The organism is Ruegeria sp. D3, assembly GCF_056534465.1.
In genome coordinates, this window is sequence record NZ_JBQFPK010000011.1 from 23,231 (window position 1) to 42,354 (window position 19,124).

Consider the following 19,124-nt stretch of genomic DNA (forward strand, 5'->3'; position numbering starts at 1 on the left):
GGTCTTGGGAGAGCAACAATCATCACTGGCCCCGTTGCGCTCTCCGTGCGGCGGGGTTTCTCTATTCCTATTCCGCTGCCAGATCGGGCGTGTCGATCTTCACAAGCCGCCAGTCGATACCCGCCGCAATTGCGCGGACATGTTCAGCGCGCCAAAAATGCTGGCGACCAATCTGGATGGGTTCCGGCGCATCGCCGCTGTCCACCATACGCAACCACTTGCTTGGCGATCCGGGGAACATGCCCAACGCACCGCTGTGGGTGGAAAGCTGTTTCAGTGTGACGTTCCCTGTTTTCGGGAAGCTGTCGGGGTGGATAGGCATACGGGCGACACTCATGCATACGCCTCCGTCTGAGGTTCTTCGCCATTGGCTTTTTCAATCGCAGCCCGTGACCGCTTGAAAAAACCTTTCTCCATCATTTCCTGGCCCAGCTTCTCTGCCTTCTTGGCTTCAAGGCCTTCGTAGCTACGAATGATGTCACGGGGATCGTGATCGCCACCAGCTTCTATCCAATTGGTGATGTCGCTGCCGAGATACCGGATTTGTCCCGTGGGAAGGTTCATGAATTTCGGGCCGAGATGGTACTCGCGCCAGTGGTCCAACAGATAGAACTCGTCCTCGCTGAGACCGAACAGCGCCGCCAGATACCGCTCATCATAGAGACGGTGTGGAACGGGGACTTCGATGTGATCTGACATTGCCAGCCTCCTACAAAAAGATACTGGCAATTCAGATAATGAAAGCAGGGGGGTAAAAACAAACGTTCTAATTTACCCCCCTGATCAGGTGGGTGAGAACACCTCAAGAATGACCTCTTCAACCGTCATTTGGTTGTGCATTCGAGACACTCTTTCAGTGAGTTTCCGGATCATTTCCTGCGCGGCAAAGTTCAGATTGAGGCGGTAGTTCTGATCACTGATATCTGGAGCTTTCAGCGTGGCTTTATGCCACTTGACTACATCGTCACGACCAATCTGCATTACATTTGCAATCAGAGTTCGCGCGTTTTCCACGTTATAGCCTTGCTGATTGATCAGGTACATGACGCCACCCGCAGCGCCGCCTTGAAAAAGGATTTCCCTCGGGTCTTTCGCGGCATTGCCAGCATTCGCTTTGTGCATTGCAGTTGTGAGATCTGTCAGGTGCTTGTCCAGCGCTGATGACACTATTCCTTCCTGCTCGCGCAAAACATCCAGAATGTCATGCAAGTCAAGAACGTGGGACCATTCGCCAGATTTCACGCGCTCGTTTAAACGTCCACGCAACCAGTCGAAATCTTTTGTTACCGTGTCACTCACACCTTTGCCCCCGCAATCAACGGCACCACGATAGCACCGCCCTCCTGAAGCTGAACCAGAAACTGCGAATAAGCTTCCATCATAACGCGGCGCTGGGCGAGAAACGATGTGCGGTCATATGCGCGGCCATGCTGTTCCTTCGATGCGTGGGATAACTGTGCCTCTGCCAGTTTCTCGTCGAACCCGAGATGCTCGGTCACCAATGTGCGCAGCGTAGCCCGCAGGCCATGTGCGTCGGTCTCTCCATCAAACCCGATCCTGCGGATCATGTTCATTGTGGCCGGTTCAGAAACAGGTCCGTTCTCGCTGGCGAATACATACTCGCGGTGGCCATTGAGCTTGTACATCTCGTTGAGGATTTTGATCACCGGATCCGTCAGGGGTATGGCAAGCGTGATACCTGTCTTGGTGATAGGGTTGTTCCAGACCCGCTCGCCCATGTTGATGTCCGCCCATCGCATTTTGCGCACCTCACCGGCCCTCTGACCTGTATGTGCGATAATCTGCACCAGAGGTTTACCCAAAGTTTGATGCGGCCAAGCGTCCAGCGCCTGCAGAAACAGCGCCAGACGTTCTGGCTCAACGATGGCTGGGTGGTGCTTCTTCGGCTGGGGCTTGAACCTGTCGATCACGTTTGCTCCCGGCACGACAGAGATCAAGCCTTCGGCTTCAGCATAGCCTAGAACCTGCCGCAGGATGCGAATGACCCGGCGTGCAGTCTCATGCGATCCACGATCCGCGATCTTGAGCGCAACGGCCTTGATATCGACTGCCGTGATATCCGCGACCACTACAGTCCCCAACAGAGGGATGGCATCCTTTTCGATCCGGTTGCGGGCGCGGACATAAGTCTTCTCTGCCCAGTGTGGACGCTCCTCTGCCAGCCATGCGCGTGCGACACCGGCGAATGTGGTGTCCGTCAGACCTGACCGAGCCTGTACCCCTGCGCGCATCTCCGCCACGTCGGGGGTGATATTGGTGTCTAGCAGGTTTCTCTGCACCTCGACGCGCTGTCGCGCGTCCTTGAGGCCGACAGAGGGATAGGAGCCCAAGGTCATCTCACGCTGCTTGCCATCGACCCTGTAACGCCAGACCCACGTCTTGCTGCCTTTCGGGTGAACGATTAGAGCGAGGCCACCGCCATCTGCCAGCTTGATCTTCTTATCGCCCGGCTTCGCAGCTTTGATTTGTCTGTCCGTTAGTTTGGTCATCATGCATACTTTCTCACTGGCGAACCCCACACAGACCCCCACAATGGGACTTCTGGCAGAGCCCAAGTTTCCTTGGGGGTGAGAAAGACTGGCACGTCAAAGGCCTTACTTTCAAAGCCGTATGACTGCGAGTGAATTCGAAGTGAGGATAAAGATGGTGGAGCCTAGGGGAGTCGAACCCCTGACCTCTTGCATGCCATGCAAGCGCTCTCCCAACTGAGCTAAGGCCCCATCTAGGGACTGCCGAAGCAGTGGACGGACGTTTATGAGACGGCGGCAGCGAGTGCAAGTCCAAAAATGGATTCTGGCAAAATCTTTCCGGTCATCGTCCGGGAAGGTTCGAGGCGGCGCTGGGCCGCCTCTGAACGGTATTAGTTTTCGTCTTCAGACGACATGTCTTTGATGTCGTCCAGAGAGACGTCATCATTGTTGTCGTCATCATCATCCAGCAGGTCATCGTCCAGATCGACGTCGACATTGTCGTCATCGTCCAGAACAATATCCTCGTCCGACGCATTCTCGCGCGCTTTGGCCGAGGCCGCATCTTCCGCGTCAGCCGCAATCATCCGGCTTTTGCCGGTGTCCAGCTCAACGATCTCGCCGGTATAGGGGCTGACGATCGGGTCCTTGTTCAGGTCGTAAAACCGCTTGCCGGTTGTCGGGCAAACGCGCTTAACGCCCCATTCTTCCTTGGGCATGTGAAATCCCCTTGATATCAGGTGAGTCGTAATAACGATTCAGGTCACGTGCCACATGCAGCGGGCACTGTCAAAGCCTTTGCACAGGAGAACATAACCAATGGGAGAGCACGCACTGCCCGGCACACCCCGTGTGCGGCTGACACTGCGCAAATCAGCGCGTGCCAGGCGGATCAGCCTGCGGATTTCCCAATTGGATGGACGTGTTACACTAACTTACCCCGATGGTGTGCCCGAGTCTGAGGCGTTGAATTTTGCGCATCTCAAGGCAGACTGGATACGCCAACATCTGCAAGATCGTCCGGATCCTGCGGTGGTGCAATTTGGTCAGATGTTACCAATCGAAGGAACCGAACGGCGAATCGTCCCAGCAGAAGGGCGGCGCGTGCTTCTCAGAGGCGACGAAATCGCCGTGCCTGAGGGCGCCGAGGCAAAGCGTTTGGCCCGGTTTCTGAAAGAGCTCGCTCGCGACCGGTTGACCGGTGCCTGCGATGACTACGCGGCGATGTTGGGGCGCAGTTACTCTGGCCTGACTATTCGCGATACGCGGTCGCGTTGGGGGTCATGCAGCTCGGCTGGTGGTTTGATGTTTTCATGGCGGCTGATCCTCGCGCCGTCTGAAATTCTGCACTATGTCGCTGCACATGAAGTGGCCCATCTGGTCGAGATGAACCATTCCCGAGCGTTCTGGGCTCAGGTTGAACGGATATTTGGTGACTACCGTGAACAGCGGCGTTGGTTGCGCGACAACGGGGCGCAGTTGCATCAGTACAGATTTGACGCTCCTGTGAGTTGACCCCAAATCAATTTGTGATCACATGGTCAAATGTTAAACACGCGTTCTTCCGACTCGCAGACAGCTACGCATGACAGGGTGTATCGGACCCTGCGTGCGCGGATCATGCATGGGGAAATCGCTCCGGGTCATGCGTTGACCCTGCGTGGGATCGGTAAAGAATTCGGGGTGTCCATGACGCCCGCACGCGAAGCTGTGCGGCGTCTTGCGGCCGAAGGCGCCTTGTTCCTGTCCTCATCCGGGCGGGTGTCGACACCAGAGTTGACCAATGACCGTATCGAGGAACTTGCAGCTCTGCGCGCGCTGCTAGAGGTCGAGCTTGCCAGCCGGGCCCTGCCGCGCGCGCACATGGCCCTGATCGACCGATTGCAGAGCATCAACATGACCGTTGCCGAGATGGTTACCAAGCGCGATGCCGTTGGCTATATCCGCACAAATCTCGAATTCCACCGCACTTTGTACCTGAGGGCGCAGGCTCCAGCGATGCTGGCGATGGCCGAGACTGTGTGGCTGCAACTTGGGCCGACCATGCGGGCGCTTTATGGGCGGCTGCGGCGTACAGAACCCCCGCATTATCACAAACTGATCATCGCCGCGCTCAAGGCCGGGGATGAGCCCGGTTTGCGTCTGGCGGTGCGTTCGGACGTGACGCAGGGTCTGCGGATGCTGGTAACTTAAGCGGCGATTTGCCGACATTGCCGCGTGCGTTTGTTTCGATACAGCAGTTCTGGCTTGGACGGGTGGTCTGGGTTACTCTGATCCCAAACCACAACAAGAGCAGATTTCAATCATGATCAATCGTCGGGTATTTTCTGTCGGTCTTGGATCGACCCTCTTGGCCGCCTGTTCAGGTGGCACGCAAACCACAGCTCCTGCATCGCGGATGCGGCCGGTTCCGAATGCCGGGTGGGACGCCTGGGTAGCCGGTTTCAAAACTCGCGCCGCATCGCAGGGGATTTCGCAAACAACCCTAAACCGTGCGTTCCAGGGGGCAGGCTATTTGCCCGGAGTTATCGAACGTGACCGCAATCAGGTCGAGTTCAAGCGTTCGCTCGAGGATTATCTGGCTATCGCAGCCTCGGATGAGCGGATCGAGACAGGCCAGCAGATGATGGTTCGGCACGCCGCAACTCTGTCGCAGATCGAGGCGCAATATGGTGTCGACAAAGAGGTTGTCGTCGCTGTCTGGGGGTTAGAGAGCCGATATGGCGCGCGGCGCGGGGATGTGCCGGTGGTTTCGGCAACGTCTACATTGGCCTATGACGGGCGACGCGGTGCGTTTTTCGAAAAACAGCTGATCGCGGCGCTTCAGATCATTCAGGCGGGGGATACGACACCGGACAAGATGACCGGCAGTTGGGCCGGTGCAATGGGGCATACTCAGTTCATCCCGACCTCTTATCTGGCCTTTGCCGTGGATCATACCGGCGACGGCAGGCGTGACATCTGGTCCGAGGACCCCTCGGATTCGCTCGCGTCGACAGCGGCCTATCTAGCTCGTTCGGGATGGAAGCGTGGGCAGCCCTGGGGGGGTGAGGTCGGCACGGTTTCCGGTACACCCGTCGCGGTGCTGCAGCCGCAGGTGCCGGGGCCGCGCATTGCCGTGTTTCGCAATTTTCAGGTGATCAAGCGGTACAACAACTCGGATAGCTACGCGATTGGAGTCGGACACCTGTCAGACCGGATCGCGGGGGGCGCGCCGTTTCAGGCCTCGTTCGGGCCGGATGCGACCGGGCTGACGCTGGAGGACCGCAAAGAGCTGCAGCGCCGTCTGACTGCTGCGGGTTACGACACGCAAGGCGCGGATGGGGTGATTGGTAACAACACCAAATCCGCCATCAGCGGCTATCAGCGCGCCAATGGCCTTCCGGTGACCGGAGAGCCCTCGGTCGCGCTGTTGCGCAGGTTGGGCGGCTAGGCGCTTTAGGCCGCCAGACCTTTCGAGCCGATATCCAGGAATTTCTGGCGGCGGTCGCGTATCAGGGCTGCCGGGTCTTTGCCGTCAAGCTCTTGCAGCATCGAGGCAATCGCCGCACGCACCGATTCAACAGTGGCGGAGGGATCGCGATGGGCCCCGCCCTTGGGCTCGGTGATGATCCGGTCGCAGACGCCAAGTTTGTATAGGTCTTGGGCGGTCAGGCGCAACGCCTCGGCGGCCTCGCGCATCTTTTCGGCATCTTTCCACAGGATCGAGGCACAGCCCTCGGGCGAGATCACCGAGTAGACCGAATGTTCCAGCATCGCGACACGGTTGGCGGTGGCGAACGCAACCGCACCGCCCGAACCTCCTTCTCCGATGATCACGGAAACCAGCGGCACACCGATCTTCAGGCACATCTCGGTTGACCGCGCGATGGCTTCGGACTGGCCGCGTTCCTCGGCCCCTTTGCCGGGATAGGCCCCGGCCGTGTCGATCAGGGTGATCACCGGTAGGCCAAAACGCCCCGCCATTTCCATCAGGCGAACGGCTTTGCGATAGCCTTCTGGGCGGGCCATGCCGAAATTGCGTTCGATCCGCGATTTGGTGTCTGATCCTTTTTCGTGGCCGATCACCATCACGGGCTGATCGTTGAACCGCGCCAACCCGCCGATCACCGCGAGATCGTCGGCAAAATTGCGGTCGCCGGCCAGAGGGGTGAATTCGGTAAACAGCTCTTTGACATAGTCCTGACAATGAGGGCGCATGGGGTGCCGCGCCACCTGGCATTTGCGCCACGGGGTCAGATCGCCATACAACTCATCCAGCAGCTTGGCGGCCTTGGCATCCAGCGCGGCGGCTTCTTCGGCCACGTCCATTTCTTCGTTGGCGCGGGCCAGCGCGCGCAGTTCCTCGGCCTTGCCTTCGATCTCGGCCAGCGGTTTTTCGAAATCCAGATACTGGGTCATGACGCCTCTCAACGCGGAAGTTCCCTGCTATATGACCTGACGTCGCCTGGGATGCAACTCAGCAAGATTTGTGGATCGGCAATATGTTTGTGTGAGGGGGCAAGGAAGAAGGACGAAACCGGATGGCAAACAGCTATGAAACCCGCATCCTGCGTGTGCTTGAATATATCCACGACAACCCCGCAGGGGATCTGTCATTGGATGCACTTGCGGATGTGGCGGCGATGTCGAGATTTCACTGGCACCGTGTGTTTCGGGCAATAACGGGCGAAACCTGTGCGCAGGCAGTGCGCCGGATCCGTTTGCACCGTGCCGCCAGCCGGTTGGTGCAGACCGACGTGCCGGTTGCGCAAGTGGCCAACGACGTGGGCTATCCGAACCTGAACTCCTTCGCGCGGGCGTTCTCTGACGCCTATGGCACCAGCCCTGCCGCCTTTCGCAAGGCCGGTCTGTTCCTGCCAGCACATCCACATTTCAAAACAGGAGACTACCCGATGCACCCCGTTGAAACCCGTACTGAACCTGCCCGCCGGATTGTCGCGTTGAAGCACCGCGGCAACTATGCCGAGATCGGCAGGAGTTTTGAAACTTTCGGCGCGTTGTGCGAATCCCGCAAGCTTTGGCCTCAATTAGGCCCGGTCATTGGTCTTTACCTTGACAGCCCCGACGAGGTGCCCGAGCAGGACCTGCGCAGCTACGCAGGCGCGGAATATCGTGGAGACGCGGCCCCGGACGGGATGGAAGACCTAAGTATCCCCGGCGGTAAGACCGCAGTCTTGCGCTACAAAGGTCCGTATTCCGGTATTCATGCCGCCTATCACAGCCTGTTCGGCAATTGGCTGCCGGACTCAGGCGAAGAGCCTGCGGATCAACCCTGCTATGAGATTTACCTCAACGATCCACGCGATACACCGCCCGATGAGCTGCTGACGGAAATCTGCCTGCCGCTCAAGTAAATCAAGCAGGCCAAAGGACCGGATAGAGCGACGCAACCAGCAGAGTGGCCATGGTCCAATTGAAAACCAACAAGCGGCGCGGGTTCGTGAGGACTCGCGCCATTTGCTGCCCAAGTACCGTCCATGTGCTGACCGATGGCAGATTGACGGCGCCAAAGATCAGCGCCACGATCAAAATGGCCTCGGGCGTGCGGCCCGGTGAATAGGCCGTGGTCGCTGTCAGGGCCATGGCCCACGCTTTTGGATTAACCCATTGAAATGCGGCAGCTTGCAGAAACGTCATGGGCGTTCCAGCCTCGGCCGCTTGACCTGAAGGTGCGGCATTGGCGACTTTCCAGGCCAAGAATAGCAGATAGATTACGGATGCGATTTTCAGCACCGTGTAACTGGTTGGGTATTGGTCGAAGACAGCCGCCAGACCCAGCCCAACTAAAACAACCATGAAGGTGAAACCCAGTCCGATCCCAAGCATATGAGGGATTGACCGGCGGAACCCGAAATTTGCGCCCGAGGCCATTAGCATCAGGTTGTTCGGTCCCGGTGTAATGGAAGAGACAAAGGCAAAGGTGATCAGGGCCAGAAGCAAGTCGTAGGTCATGGCGCGCAGCATTGCCCAGAAATCGGCAAATGAAATTGCAAAATTGTGCGTGTGTCTTTATTTTCAGCAACAAATGTCGAAGATAGACCAAATAAATCAATATATATTGCGCGAATTGACCCGAGATGGCCGTATCAGCAACCTGGAATTGGCCGACCGCGTGGGCCTGTCCCCCTCGGCTTGTTTGCGCCGGGTGCAGGAGCTGGAGCGCTCAGGCGTAATTTCAGGTTACCGCGCAGTATTGAACCCTGCGGCGTTAGGGGTGGGCTTTGTGGCCTATATCGGTGTCGGGCTGGGCGAGCACACAAAAGCGGCGCAGGAAGGGTTCGAACGCGCATTGCAAAACGCGCCCGAGGTGGTTGAATGCCACAACATCACCGGGACGATCGAGTACCTGTTGCGCGTAGAGTGCCAAGATCTTCCCGCCTACAAAACATTCCACACCGACGTTTTGGGAACACTGCCGCATGTCACCTCGATCACGTCATACGTGGTGATGGGTTCTCCCAAAGATATGCGCGGATGACTGCGAAAATGTGATTGTTAACTCTCTTGCCGGGTAATTTCCGACGTCCTAGTGTTGAACAAATGTCCCAACCAAAATGGGGAATAACCTCAAAGGGACCGTATCAGGGAGAAGAACATGAACCTCGTTCGAACCGGAACACTTGCCGCTGCCTTGGCGATTTTCGCCGGGGGTGCGTTGGCTGCACCCTTGAAACTGCAACCGGCAAACCCGCAACCCAATCCCAAACCCGGATTGGATGTGAAATACGCATGGGAAGGGAACCCTCCTCGCAAAATTCAAAACTTGGCCAAAGTTGGTTTTCTTCTGAAGAAAGCCAAGTCAGGTAAACCACTGCGTGGCTTGGATTATCGTGATACGACCGAAGGCGATCCGGTTTTGACATTCAATGAGGCGTTCAACGTCGCAGCCGAAGTTACTGGGTATATCAAGTTCGACTCACCCGGTGTCTATGAGCTTGAGACTTGGTCGAATGACGGTATCGACGCTTGGGTCGGGGGGCAGCAGATCGGCTATGTCAATGGGCGGCAAGGCTGCGAAGCCAATCAGAGAACCGAGGTCGAAGTGCCACAAGCCGGGTGGTATCCGCTGAAGATCACATATTTTCAGAAATATGGCACATCCTGCCTGATGATGAAATCGGGCAAGAAGGGCGAGCGTTTTACATGGACGCCCAACGACGTCTTCGGTCGGTAAAGAAAAAGGCGCCCCGCGGGGCGCCTTGCTTCGTTAACCGTTGGCGGTGATCAGTTCGGCCTGTGCCACGATCACCTCTGCCTGTTTGATCGAAGCGATATCGACCAGACGCCCTTTGTAGACTGTTGCGCCTTCGCCATTAGCCTTGGCCTGTTCCATTGCCGCCAGGATCTCGCGCGCCTCGGACACCGCTTCGTCCGACGGGGTGAAGACCTGATTGGCCAGCGCGATCTGCTTGGGGTGAATCGCCCATTTGCCCACCATACCAAGCGTGGCCGAGCGCTTGGCCTGTGCGATATAGCCCTCATCATCCGAGAAATCGCCGAACGGGCCGTCAACCGGCAGCACGCCATGGGTGCGGCAGGCGGCGACGATGGCGGCTTGCGCCCAGTGCCACGGATCGGACCAGTGCTTTTCGCCCTCGCGCAGCATGTAATAGTTTTCCTGCGTGCCACCGATGCCGGTGGTTTGCATCCCCATCGAGGCCGCAAAGTCTGCTGCCCCAAGGCTCATGGCCTGCAGACGCGGGGAGGAGGCCGCGATGGCTTCGACATGGGCGATACCAGCGGCGGATTCGATGATGACCTCAAAGCTGATCGGCTTGGTGCGGCCCTTGGCGCGCTCGATCGCCGTGACCAGCGCGTCAACGGCATAGACGTCCTCCGCACAACCCACCTTGGGTATCATGATTTGGTCCAGACGGTCGCCGGCCTGTTCCAGCAGATCAACCACGTCGCGATACCAGTAGGGCGTGTCGAGGCTGTTGATGCGGACGGACATGTATTTGCCGCCCCAGTCGATTGTGTTCAGCGCCTCGATCACATTGGCACGGGCCACGTCCTTGTCGGTGGGGGCGACGGAATCCTCAAGGTCCAGATTGATCACATCGGCCGCCGAGGCCGCCATTTTCGGGAACAGCTTGGTGTTCGATCCTGGGCCAAACAGCTGACAGCGGTTGGGGCGGGCAGGGGCGGCGGGTTGAAGGCGAAAGCTCATCTGGACCTCGTGCGAGTAAGGAAATTACGATTTTCTTGCCTCATTGGGTATTAAATTGCGCAAGCCTGCGCAAGCGCCTTTGTGCAGTTGCGGCATTGCATTCGCAGCATTCACTAAAATACGCTGCGTCCCCGGTGGTTAAAGTTTAATCGGTTTGAGAACATGAAAGATTTTTGCGGAATTTTAGGTAGCTGTGCAAGAATTTCCCAACCGGCCTCATGTTGCCCAAGGAATTCGCGAAACTCTCGCCTGCCGGCTCCACTAGGCTGCGTCGGAATCAAAGGAGTGCACCGCAATGATCGAGACACCGTATCTGTTGTTTTTGGGCGATGCGCCCGACCAGTTGGCCGCGAAAGTCGCCATCGGCATCCGGGACTGGCGTCCCGAGAACGCCGTGGGCCAGTACCGGATGGAGGGTTGCAAGGCCGATCTGGGCATGACCGACCTGACTCTGGCCGAGGCCAAAGCTGCTGGGGCGAAAACGCTGGTCATTGGCGTTGCCAACCGGGGCGGCGTGATCAGTGCGGCGTGGAAGAAAGTGCTGATCGAGGCGCTCGAGATGGGGTTTGATCTGGCCTCTGGCCTACATAACCTGTTGCGCGATGAGGGCGATCTGGTGGCCGCGGCGCAAACCCATGGCTGCACGCTGCACGACGTGCGTGTGCCGACTGTTGGCTATCCGATTGCCAATGGTAAAAAGCGCAGCGGCAAGCGGTGTCTGGCCGTGGGGACCGATTGTTCGGCAGGCAAGATGTACACCGCCATGTCGATGGATGCCGAGATGCGCAAGCGGGGCATGAAATCCACTTTCCGCGCCACGGGGCAGACGGGCATTCTGATCACCGGGCAGGGGGTTCCGCTCGACGCGGTCGTGGCCGATTTCATGGCCGGGGCGGTCGAATACCTGACGCCCGAAAATGACGCCGGTCACTGGGATCACATCGAAGGGCAGGGGTCACTGTATCATGTGTCCTATTCCGGTGTGACCATGGCGCTGATCCACGGCGGTCAGCCCGATGCGCTGATCCTGTGCCACGAGCCTACGCGGACGCACATGCGTGGCTTGCCCGAATATTCCCTGCCGTCGCTGCCGGAGCTGCGTGACGCGGCGCTGCCGCTGGCGCGGATCGCCAACCCGGCCTGTCGGGTTGTCGGTGTGTCGATTAACACCCAGAACCTAAGCGAAGACGACGCGCGTGCCTATATCGCCGAGGTTGAGGCCGAGATGGGCTTGCCCGCAACCGACCCGTACCGCTTTGGTGCGGGTAAGCTGGTTGACGCGCTGGCGGCGCTGTAACACGGTCGGACCAAGGTTTTCGTCGAAAAATCTTGGTCACTACTGCAGGGGAAAGATTTTTGATGCGGATAGACGTTTCGCGGGATGTGTTTCGGTTGGCGCAGGTGTTCACCATCTCGCGGGGGTCGCGGACCGAGGCCAAGGTGCTGACCGTTCGGATATCGGACGGGGTGCATCAGGGCTGGGGAGAATGCGTGCCCTACGCGCGCTATGATGAAACGCTGGAGTCGGTTGAAGCCGAGATCGCGGGTCTGCCTGCAGACATCACCCGGCAATCGCTTATGGACCTGCTGCCCGCTGGGGCGGCTCGAAACGCTGTGGACTGCGCGCTGTGGGATCTGGAATGCAAGCGTGCGGGCAAACGGGCGTGGGACTTGGCCGGTCTGCCGGTGCCGGGCCCCGAGATCACTGCCTATACTCTGTCGCTGGACACGCCCGAGGCGATGCAGGCGCAAGCTGCCGCCAATGCGCATCGTCCGCTTCTCAAGATCAAGCTGGGCACACCGGACGACATGCCCCGGCTTGAAGCTGTGCGCGCGGGCGCGCCGAAGGCGCAGATCATCGTCGATGCGAATGAGGGTTGGTCGGCCGCCGTTTATGCCGACCTTGCCCCGCATCTTGTGCGATTGGGTGTGGCGCTGGTTGAGCAGCCTCTGCCTGCCGGTGAAGATGACGCGCTGATCGGGATGGAGCGCCCGGTGCCCGTTTGTGCCGACGAGTCCTGTCATGATCGCTCCAGCTTGCCCGGCCTCAAGTGCAAATACGACGTTGTCAACATCAAGCTCGACAAAACCGGAGGCCTGACCGAGGCTTTGGCATTGCGCGAACAGGCGCTGGCCGAGGGCTACAAGGTCATGGTCGGTTGCATGGTCGGGAGCTCGCTTGCAATGGCCCCTGCGACCTTGTTGGCGCAGGGTGCGATGGTAACGGACCTTGACGGCCCGCTTCTTCTGGCCGAAGACCGCACCAACCCGCTGATTTTTGATGACGCCGGAGTGCATCCGCCAAAAGCGGCGCTCTGGGGCTGAGGAGAGTGACATGACCCGCACCGTTTACGTGAACGGAGAGTATCTGCCCGAGACCGAGGCCAAGGTCTCGATCTTTGACCGTGGTTTCCTGATGGCCGATGCCGTTTATGAGGTGACCAGCGTGCTGGACGGCAAGCTGATCGACTTTGACGGCCACGCTGTGCGTCTGAAACGCTCGCTGGACGAGCTGCAGATGGCCGAACCTTGCAGCAAGGAAGACCTGCTGGAGATTCACCGCAAACTGGTCGAGCTGAACGGGATCGAAGAAGGTCTGATCTACCTGCAGGTCTCGCGTGGCAGCGACGGGGACCGGGATTTCGTGTTCCCTGCGGCCGATACCAAGCCGACGCTGGTTCTGTTCACCCAGAACAAGCCAGGATTGGCCGACAGCCCGGCGGCGCAGAAGGGCGCCAAGATCATCTCGATTGATGACATTCGCTGGGGCCGCCGTGATATCAAGACAGTGCAGTTGCTGTACCCGTCGATGGGCAAGATGATGGCCAAGGCCGCCGGATGCGATGATGCGTGGATGATTGAGGATGGCTATGTCACCGAAGGCACCAGTAACAACGCCTATTTCGTAAAGGACGGCAAGATCGTGACCCGCCCGCTGTCCAACGACATCTTGCATGGGATCACCCGCAAGGCCGTGTTGCGTATGGCTGCCGAGGCGCAGATGGAAGTCGAAGAACGCCTGTTTACGATCGATGAGGCGAAAGAGGCGGATGAAGCGTTCACCACCTCGGCCAGCGCCTTTGTCATGCCGGTAGTCGAGATTGACGGCGTCGCACTAGGCGATGCCACGCCAGGGCCGATTGCCAAGCGTCTGCGTGAGATTTATCTGGATGAAAGCCGCAAGGCGGCGATCTAAGCAAAAGGCTCGCCAAACCGGCGGGCCTTTTTGATTTCAGCGTTCAACCTTTTTTGGTGACGTTTTCGTTAAAGGCGACCTCGAAGGCGGCCTGTTTTTCGGGGCTGGCTTCGGTCTGATAATTGGCTTTCCACTCATCCATGGTCATGCCGTAGAAAATTTGACGGGCTTCGTCCTTGCCCATCTCGATGCCCTTTTCATTAGCCGCTTCCTGATACCAGCGCGACAGGCAGTTGCGGCAGAACCCGGCCAGATTCATCATGTCGATGTTCTGCACGTCGGTGCGGTCTTCCATCAGGTGCTTTTGCAACCGGCGGAAGGCTGCGGCCTGAAGTTCGATTTCGGTTTGCTTGTCCATGTGCTGACTCCGGATGACAGTATCGTTGTCCTTGACCTAGCGGCCAGGAGGCGATGTTTCAACAAACAGGATGTCAGGCCAGTTTCATGGCCAGCCAAGGTACGATACAAAAAATCAATGTAAGGATCTTGTAGTTGGCCAGATACCGGAAATACGCTCGTTTCACTTCCGACCGCTCCATCTGGAATAACTTGCTGTGAATGCCGGCAATCTGCTCCTGCAGCAGTAGGACCATTAATGTTGTGAACAACAGCACTGCGATGTTCAGCGCGGCCATCCAGCCAAACACAGAGGTTGCGAATTCCTGGGTCATGGCGATCCCCTTTCGACGAATATATGGGGATCAGGTGGTATCCTCACAATGAGGTGTGGTCAAAGGTCGCTGGTATCCAGCGCGTCCTGTAGAACCACCGCCAAACGTTCCGCCCAAGCCCGTTGTCCAGCGTGATCGGCGATCAGATCATTGCGCAGCTCGATCAGGGCATTGGGGCGACCAAAGGCGGTGCAGTGCTTGTCGATGGCATCTCCGGGCAGGACACCGGTATAAGGTTCGTTTACGCCGACGCACAGGTCGTCCTCTGCCTGCAACCGGGTGATCAGCGGGCGCGCAAAACGCTCGTCCGGGGTGTGCAGCACGCCCACATGCCACGGGCGGGGGTCGCGCCCCCGCAGCTGTCGGGTAAAGGAGTGCATGGACACAATCACCGCATGGGGTAAGGCCGCCAGCTCGGCCAAAGCATTGTGATAGGGGCGATAACACATGTTCAGCCGCCGTTCCCGCTCGGCCGCGTCGGCGTGACGATTGCCGGGGATGATCGACCCATCATACAGCTTCATCAGTAGGGTCGGGTCATCCTCGCCCCGGTTCGGGTCGATCACCAGACGCGAGAAATTGGCCGCCACTACAGGCGCGTTCAGGATTTCCCCAAGATGTTTCGAGACCTCGTACGCCCCCACGTCATAGGCGATGTGACGCTCCATATCCTCGCGCGGCAGGCCGAGGTCTCCGCCGTTGATGTCGTGTGGGACGGTGTTGGTAGCGTGGTCACATGTGATCAGCCAACGCGAAGGGCGATCTGCGCCGTGGATAAAAAACGGAGAATACGTCATAAGCCTGTCATCTGGTTCGTCGCAGGTGTAGGGCAGTTGCTAATAAAAGGGAATTGCGCAATAAGCAGCTTGAAGCAATGTTTGCGGTAACATTTGCGCGACGCCCAGGGAATACGTGAGGAGAGCACCAACAATGCGACGCCTGAGAAATGTGAAAATCGTGGCGACGCTGGGTCCGGCGTCGAATGACTATGACATGATCCGAGCCCTGCACGAGGCTGGGGCCGATGTGTTCCGCTTGAACATGAGCCACGGTAGTCATGATGAAATCCGCGAGCGGCACCGGATTATCCGTCAGGTTGAAAAGGATCTGGACAGCCCGATTGCCATTCTGGCCGATTTGCAGGGACCGAAACTGCGTGTCGGCGTCTTTGCCAACGACTCTGAGGAATTGGAAGAGGGGGCGGCGTTCCGGCTGGACCTTGACCCAGAGGCCGGGGACATCAATCGCGTTTGCCTGCCGCATCCCGAGATTTTCGCCGCGTTGGAACCCGGCGCACGCCTGCTTGTCAATGACGGTAAAATCCGCCTGATCGTGCAGGAGTGCGGTCAGGATTTCGCCAATTGTACCGTTGAGGTGGGTGGCACGATCTCTAACCGCAAAGGCGTAAATGTGCCTGATGTGGTGCTGCCGTTGGCGGCCCTATCGGCCAAGGACCGCGACGATCTGGAATTTGTTTGCCAATTGGGTGTCGACTGGCTGGCGCTGAGCTTCGTGCAGCGCGCCAAGGACGTTTTTGAGGCGCGCGCGCTGGCCGATGGTCGGGCGGCGATCCTGTCCAAGATCGAAAAGCCCGCTGCGGTCGAGGCATTTGACGACATTCTGGATGCGTCTGACGGGATCATGGTGGCGCGTGGCGATCTGGGGGTTGAACTGCCGGTTTCGGCCGTGCCGCCGATCCAGAAACGTCTGGTGCGCAAGTGCCGGGGCGCGGCCAAACCGGTGATTGTCGCGACGCAGATGCTGGAAAGCATGATTGAAAGTCCAATGCCCACGCGGGCCGAGGTTTCGGACGTGGCAACCGCGATCTATGAGGGCACCGATGCTATCATGCTCAGTGCCGAGTCGGCTGCGGGTTCCTACCCGGTCGAAGCCGTGCAGACAATGAACAAGGTCGCCATCGAGGTCGAGGCGGACCCGACATATGGCCAGATTATTGCCTCGTCTCGTACGGCCAAGGGGACAACGATCGCCGATGGGATCGTTGCCGCTGCGCGCGAGATTGCAGAAAAGACTGATATCAAGGCGATCTGCTGCTTCACCCAAAGCGGGACTACTGCTTTGCTGACTGCCCGAGAAAGGCCCGAAGTGCCGATTATCGCCATGACCCCGGCCACCGGCACTGCGCGGCGACTATGCCTGAGCTGGGGGTGCCATTGTGTGATGACGCCCGAGCTGGAGCGTTTCAAGGGCGCGGTTGTGAATGCAGCCCGTGCAGCTCGTGCTGGGGGCTTTGCCGCTGAAACTGATCAGATCGTGGTGACTGCTGGTGTGCCGTTTAATGTGCCGGGCACCACCAATATCCTACGTATCGCGCCCTGTGATGAGCGTTTGATTTACAACACAGATCCGGGTTGAGGACCTGCATTGCTCAATAAATAGGCAAAATATACACTTTAAAAACATATATATAGGTGAAATTTGAGGGCAATCTGCAGTTTCCCCTCTGTTTTTCGCTGTTTTTCTCGGATACTGATTTTCACGGGTAGTCTATTGAATTCGTTCCAGACTCCGGCTGCCCGCCCGGGGGCACGGGCCCCGGTATAATCAACAATATTGGAGAAACGTCATGACAACCAAGATTGTCATCGGACTGGACGGGACAGAAACCGGAGAGCGCGCGATTGCCTTTGCCAAAGACCTGGCTGAGCGGATCGGAACGTGTGAATTACTTGTGGTTTACGTCATCGAATGGTCCCCTTTTACCTTTCAGACACCGGAAGAAAACGCCCAGCGACACAAGCGGCGCGAAGAAGAAGTTGCATTGGCGACTTCGCGCATCGTTACGCCTGCGGTTGATGCTTTGACCTCGGGCGGGTTCACGGCCCAGGGCATCGTGCGCCACGGCGACGTGGCCGAAACGCTGAACGCTATCACGGTGGAAAACGGTGGCACCCAGATCATCGTCGGGCGCGCCTCGGCGGATGGGTTCAAGAAACGGCTGTTCGGCAGTTCGACCCAGAATCTGGTCATGCATGCCGATGTGCCGGTCACGGTCGTGAACTGAGGGGAGCGATGAAAATGAATATTTATCAGAAAACGGCGCTGGCCGCCGCCGCGATGCTGGGTGCCAGCCCTGCGATGGCGCAAGAGGCAGCCGGTCTGGACGACAAGATCAATCAGGCTTTTGCCGATTTTACCGGCCCGTTCGTCAGCTTTATCTTCGCGCCGTTTCCCGGCACTGGTTTCCCATGGATCGTGGGGTGGCTGGTTGTCGCCGCGACGGTCTTTTCAGTGTATTTCGCCTTTGTGCAGTTCCGTTTCTTCGGGCACGCGATCAGCCTAGTCAAAGGCGATTATTCCGACCCGAATGACGCCGGCGAAGTCAGCCACTTTCAGGCTCTGGCGACTGCGCTTTCGGGTACGGTCGGTCTGGGCAACATTGCCGGTGTGGCCGTGGCCATCGGGATCGGCGGGCCGGGCGCGACTTTCTGGATGATCATGGCGGGCCTTCTGGGCATGGCCTCGAAATTCACAGAATGTACGCTGGGCGTGAAATACCGAAATGAATACGACGACGGCACCGTGTCGGGTGGCCCGATGTATTACATGTCCAAGGGCTTTGCTGAACTGGGCCTGCCAGGTGGCAAGATTCTGGCGGTTCTGTTTTCGATCTTCTGTATCCTTGGCGCGCTGGGCGGGGGCAACATGTTCCAGGCCAACCAGGCGCACCAGCAGATTGCGGGCATCGTCGGAGATTATCCCGGCTGGATCACCGGTTTGGTCTTTGCGGGTATCGTATTCGCTGTGATCGTGGGTGGCCTGAAGTCCATTGCGCGTGTGACCGAAAAAGTCGTGCCGTTTATGGGTGTCATGTATGTTCTGGCCGCTCTGGTCATTATCATCATGCATGCGGATCAGATCGGGTGGGCCTTTGGTCAGATTTTCGCAGGCGCCTTCACCGGCCTCGGCGTTGCTGGCGGTATGGTCGGTGCGCTGATTCAAGGCTTCCGTCGTGCGGCATTCTCGAACGAAGCGGGCGTGGGCTCGGCTGCGATCGCGCACTCGGCGGTGAAAACCAGCGAGCCGATCACCGAAGGGTTCGTGTCCCTGCTGGAGCCGTTCATCGACACGGTTGTGATCTGTACCATGACAGCGCTGGTAATCATCATCACCCAACAGCTGATCGTTGATCCGGCAACTGGCCTGTACGTGCTGAACGAAGCGGGCAACGGTATCGCAACCGTTGACGGCAATTCGGGCGTCAGCCTGACCTCGGCGGCCTTTGGCAGCGCCTTTGGCTGGTTCCCGTTCGTGTTGGCCATCGCGGTGGTTCTGTTCGCCTTCTCGACCATGATCAGCTGGTCCTATTACGGCCTTAAGGCCTGGACCTATCTGTTTGGCGAGGGTCATACCAAAGAGCTGATCTTCAAGATCATCTTCTGTGTGTTCGTGGTGATCGGTGCGGCGGCCAACCTTGGTCCGGTCATCGATTTCTCGGACGCGGCGATCTTTGCCATGGCGGTTGTGAACGTCTTTGCGCTGTATTTCCTGATGAAGGTCGTGCGCGAAGAGCTGGCGAGCTATGCGGCCCGGCTGAAAAGCGGCGAAATCCGCAAATTTGGCCACTAAATCAT

The 19,124-nt window shown here is 58.3% G+C and carries 23 protein-coding genes and 1 tRNA gene; 12 read left to right on the top strand and 12 right to left on the bottom strand.

All coding sequences use genetic code 11. From position 1 onward, the window contains the following. Positions 1 to 67 precede the first annotated feature (67 nt). The 6 genes from ACR0DX_RS16070 to ACR0DX_RS16095 all read right to left on the bottom strand — a co-directional run bounded on the left by ACR0DX_RS16070 (position 68) and on the right by ACR0DX_RS16095 (position 3,208). Complete coding sequence (locus ACR0DX_RS16070) at positions 68 to 337, bottom strand: hypothetical protein (protein WP_170554784.1); 270 nt, start codon at positions 335 to 337, stop codon at positions 68 to 70. Further along, positions 334 to 699, bottom strand: a complete 366-nt coding sequence (locus ACR0DX_RS16075) for a hypothetical protein (protein WP_170486022.1) — start codon at positions 697 to 699, stop codon at positions 334 to 336. Before ACR0DX_RS16075 ends, ACR0DX_RS16070 begins: the two co-directional genes overlap by 4 nt. Positions 700 to 783: 84 nt before the next feature. Next, positions 784 to 1,299: a hypothetical protein gene (locus ACR0DX_RS16080; RefSeq protein WP_170486021.1), complete on the bottom strand. Its 516-nt coding sequence runs from the start codon at positions 1,297 to 1,299 to the stop codon at positions 784 to 786. After that, positions 1,296 to 2,510, bottom strand: coding sequence for an integrase arm-type DNA-binding domain-containing protein (locus tag ACR0DX_RS16085; RefSeq protein WP_170668896.1), 1,215 nt, complete (start codon positions 2,508 to 2,510; stop codon positions 1,296 to 1,298). The genes ACR0DX_RS16080 and ACR0DX_RS16085 overlap by 4 nt, the downstream gene beginning before the upstream one ends. Positions 2,511 to 2,665: 155 nt before the next feature. Then, positions 2,666 to 2,741: transfer RNA gene (locus tag ACR0DX_RS16090), tRNA-Ala, on the bottom strand. Between the two features lie 140 nt (positions 2,742 to 2,881). Next, entirely contained in the window at positions 2,882 to 3,208 is a 327-nt protein-coding gene (locus tag ACR0DX_RS16095) for a TIGR02300 family protein (RefSeq protein ID WP_170356065.1), read from the bottom strand. A 100-nt stretch (positions 3,209 to 3,308) separates the two neighbouring features. Here ACR0DX_RS16095 and ACR0DX_RS16100 point away from each other — a divergent pair, with 100 nt between their 5' ends. The 3 genes from ACR0DX_RS16100 (at position 3,309) to ACR0DX_RS16110 (ending at position 5,922) form a co-directional block, all read left to right on the top strand. Then, a complete protein-coding gene (locus ACR0DX_RS16100) occupies positions 3,309 to 4,004 on the top strand; it encodes a YgjP family zinc-dependent metalloprotease (RefSeq protein WP_170724727.1) in 696 nt (231 codons plus the stop codon). A 30-nt stretch (positions 4,005 to 4,034) separates the two neighbouring features. Beyond that, positions 4,035 to 4,682, top strand: coding sequence for a GntR family transcriptional regulator (locus tag ACR0DX_RS16105; RefSeq protein ID WP_170356067.1), 648 nt, complete (start codon positions 4,035 to 4,037; stop codon positions 4,680 to 4,682). A 112-nt stretch (positions 4,683 to 4,794) separates the two neighbouring features. Next, complete coding sequence (locus ACR0DX_RS16110; RefSeq protein WP_170356068.1) at positions 4,795 to 5,922, top strand: lytic murein transglycosylase; 1,128 nt, start codon at positions 4,795 to 4,797, stop codon at positions 5,920 to 5,922. 5 nt (positions 5,923 to 5,927) lie between these two features. Here ACR0DX_RS16110 and ACR0DX_RS16115 read toward each other — a convergent pair whose 3' ends face one another. Beyond that, positions 5,928 to 6,890 carry an acetyl-CoA carboxylase carboxyltransferase subunit alpha gene (locus ACR0DX_RS16115; RefSeq protein WP_170356069.1) on the bottom strand — a complete coding sequence of 321 codons (963 nt, stop codon included), beginning with the start codon at positions 6,888 to 6,890 and terminating at the stop codon, positions 5,928 to 5,930. A gap of 122 nt (positions 6,891 to 7,012) precedes the next feature. On the opposite strand from ACR0DX_RS16115, the gene ACR0DX_RS16120 reads away from it, so the two are divergent. Then, entirely contained in the window at positions 7,013 to 7,846 is an 834-nt protein-coding gene (locus ACR0DX_RS16120; protein ID WP_170356070.1) for an AraC family transcriptional regulator, read from the top strand. A gap of 1 nt (position 7,847) precedes the next feature. On the opposite strand, the gene ACR0DX_RS16125 is transcribed toward ACR0DX_RS16120, so the two are convergent. Then, the gene (locus tag ACR0DX_RS16125) at positions 7,848 to 8,444 is read right to left on the bottom strand and encodes a LysE family translocator (RefSeq protein WP_170356203.1); all 597 of its coding nucleotides are present in this window, start codon (positions 8,442 to 8,444) and stop codon (positions 7,848 to 7,850) included. Positions 8,445 to 8,517: 73 nt separating this feature from the next. Here ACR0DX_RS16125 and ACR0DX_RS16130 point away from each other — a divergent pair, with 73 nt between their 5' ends. Together ACR0DX_RS16130 and ACR0DX_RS16135 are read left to right on the top strand one after the other, a co-directional pair. Further along, a complete protein-coding gene (locus ACR0DX_RS16130) occupies positions 8,518 to 8,970 on the top strand; it encodes an Lrp/AsnC family transcriptional regulator (RefSeq protein ID WP_170356071.1) in 453 nt (150 codons plus the stop codon). A 117-nt stretch (positions 8,971 to 9,087) separates the two neighbouring features. Beyond that, positions 9,088 to 9,666: a PA14 domain-containing protein gene (locus ACR0DX_RS16135; protein ID WP_170356072.1), complete on the top strand. Its 579-nt coding sequence runs from the start codon at positions 9,088 to 9,090 to the stop codon at positions 9,664 to 9,666. A gap of 33 nt (positions 9,667 to 9,699) precedes the next feature. Here the strand turns inward: ACR0DX_RS16135 and ACR0DX_RS16140 are convergent, their stop codons facing one another. After that, positions 9,700 to 10,662, bottom strand: coding sequence for an L-malyl-CoA/beta-methylmalyl-CoA lyase (locus ACR0DX_RS16140; protein WP_170356073.1), 963 nt, complete (start codon positions 10,660 to 10,662; stop codon positions 9,700 to 9,702). 295 nt (positions 10,663 to 10,957) lie between these two features. On the opposite strand from ACR0DX_RS16140, the gene dgcN reads away from it, so the two are divergent. The 3 genes from dgcN (at position 10,958) to ACR0DX_RS16155 (ending at position 13,858) form a co-directional block, all read left to right on the top strand. Further along, entirely contained in the window at positions 10,958 to 11,959 is a 1,002-nt protein-coding gene (dgcN, locus tag ACR0DX_RS16145; RefSeq protein WP_170356074.1) for an N-acetyltransferase DgcN, read from the top strand. Positions 11,960 to 12,021: 62 nt separating this feature from the next. Further along, entirely contained in the window at positions 12,022 to 12,987 is a 966-nt protein-coding gene (dgcA, locus tag ACR0DX_RS16150) for an N-acetyl-D-Glu racemase DgcA (RefSeq protein ID WP_170356075.1), read from the top strand. A gap of 10 nt (positions 12,988 to 12,997) precedes the next feature. Continuing rightward, positions 12,998 to 13,858, top strand: coding sequence for a D-amino-acid transaminase (locus ACR0DX_RS16155; protein WP_480846724.1), 861 nt, complete (start codon positions 12,998 to 13,000; stop codon positions 13,856 to 13,858). 43 nt (positions 13,859 to 13,901) lie between these two features. On the opposite strand, the gene ACR0DX_RS16160 is transcribed toward ACR0DX_RS16155, so the two are convergent. The 3 genes from ACR0DX_RS16160 to ACR0DX_RS16170 form a co-directional block, all read right to left on the bottom strand. Continuing rightward, positions 13,902 to 14,216, bottom strand: coding sequence for a DUF1244 domain-containing protein (locus ACR0DX_RS16160; protein WP_170356077.1), 315 nt, complete (start codon positions 14,214 to 14,216; stop codon positions 13,902 to 13,904). A 73-nt stretch (positions 14,217 to 14,289) separates the two neighbouring features. Next, positions 14,290 to 14,529 carry a DUF6868 family protein gene (locus ACR0DX_RS16165; RefSeq protein ID WP_170356078.1) on the bottom strand — a complete coding sequence of 80 codons (240 nt, stop codon included), beginning with the start codon at positions 14,527 to 14,529 and terminating at the stop codon, positions 14,290 to 14,292. Between the two features lie 59 nt (positions 14,530 to 14,588). Further along, positions 14,589 to 15,326, bottom strand: a complete 738-nt coding sequence (locus ACR0DX_RS16170; protein WP_170356079.1) for an N-formylglutamate amidohydrolase — start codon at positions 15,324 to 15,326, stop codon at positions 14,589 to 14,591. A gap of 133 nt (positions 15,327 to 15,459) precedes the next feature. Here ACR0DX_RS16170 and pyk point away from each other — a divergent pair, with 133 nt between their 5' ends. The 3 genes from pyk (at position 15,460) to ACR0DX_RS16185 (ending at position 19,119) form a co-directional block, all read left to right on the top strand. Further along, on the top strand, positions 15,460 to 16,905 hold the full coding sequence (pyk, locus tag ACR0DX_RS16175) for a pyruvate kinase (RefSeq protein WP_170356080.1): 1,446 nt from the start codon (positions 15,460 to 15,462) through the stop codon (positions 16,903 to 16,905). 211 nt (positions 16,906 to 17,116) lie between these two features. After that, the gene (locus ACR0DX_RS16180) at positions 17,117 to 17,554 is read left to right on the top strand and encodes a universal stress protein (RefSeq protein ID WP_170356081.1); all 438 of its coding nucleotides are present in this window, start codon (positions 17,117 to 17,119) and stop codon (positions 17,552 to 17,554) included. Positions 17,555 to 17,568: 14 nt separating this feature from the next. Continuing rightward, on the top strand, positions 17,569 to 19,119 hold the full coding sequence (locus ACR0DX_RS16185) for an alanine/glycine:cation symporter family protein (RefSeq protein WP_170356082.1): 1,551 nt from the start codon (positions 17,569 to 17,571) through the stop codon (positions 19,117 to 19,119). Positions 19,120 to 19,124: the final 5 nt, after the last annotated feature.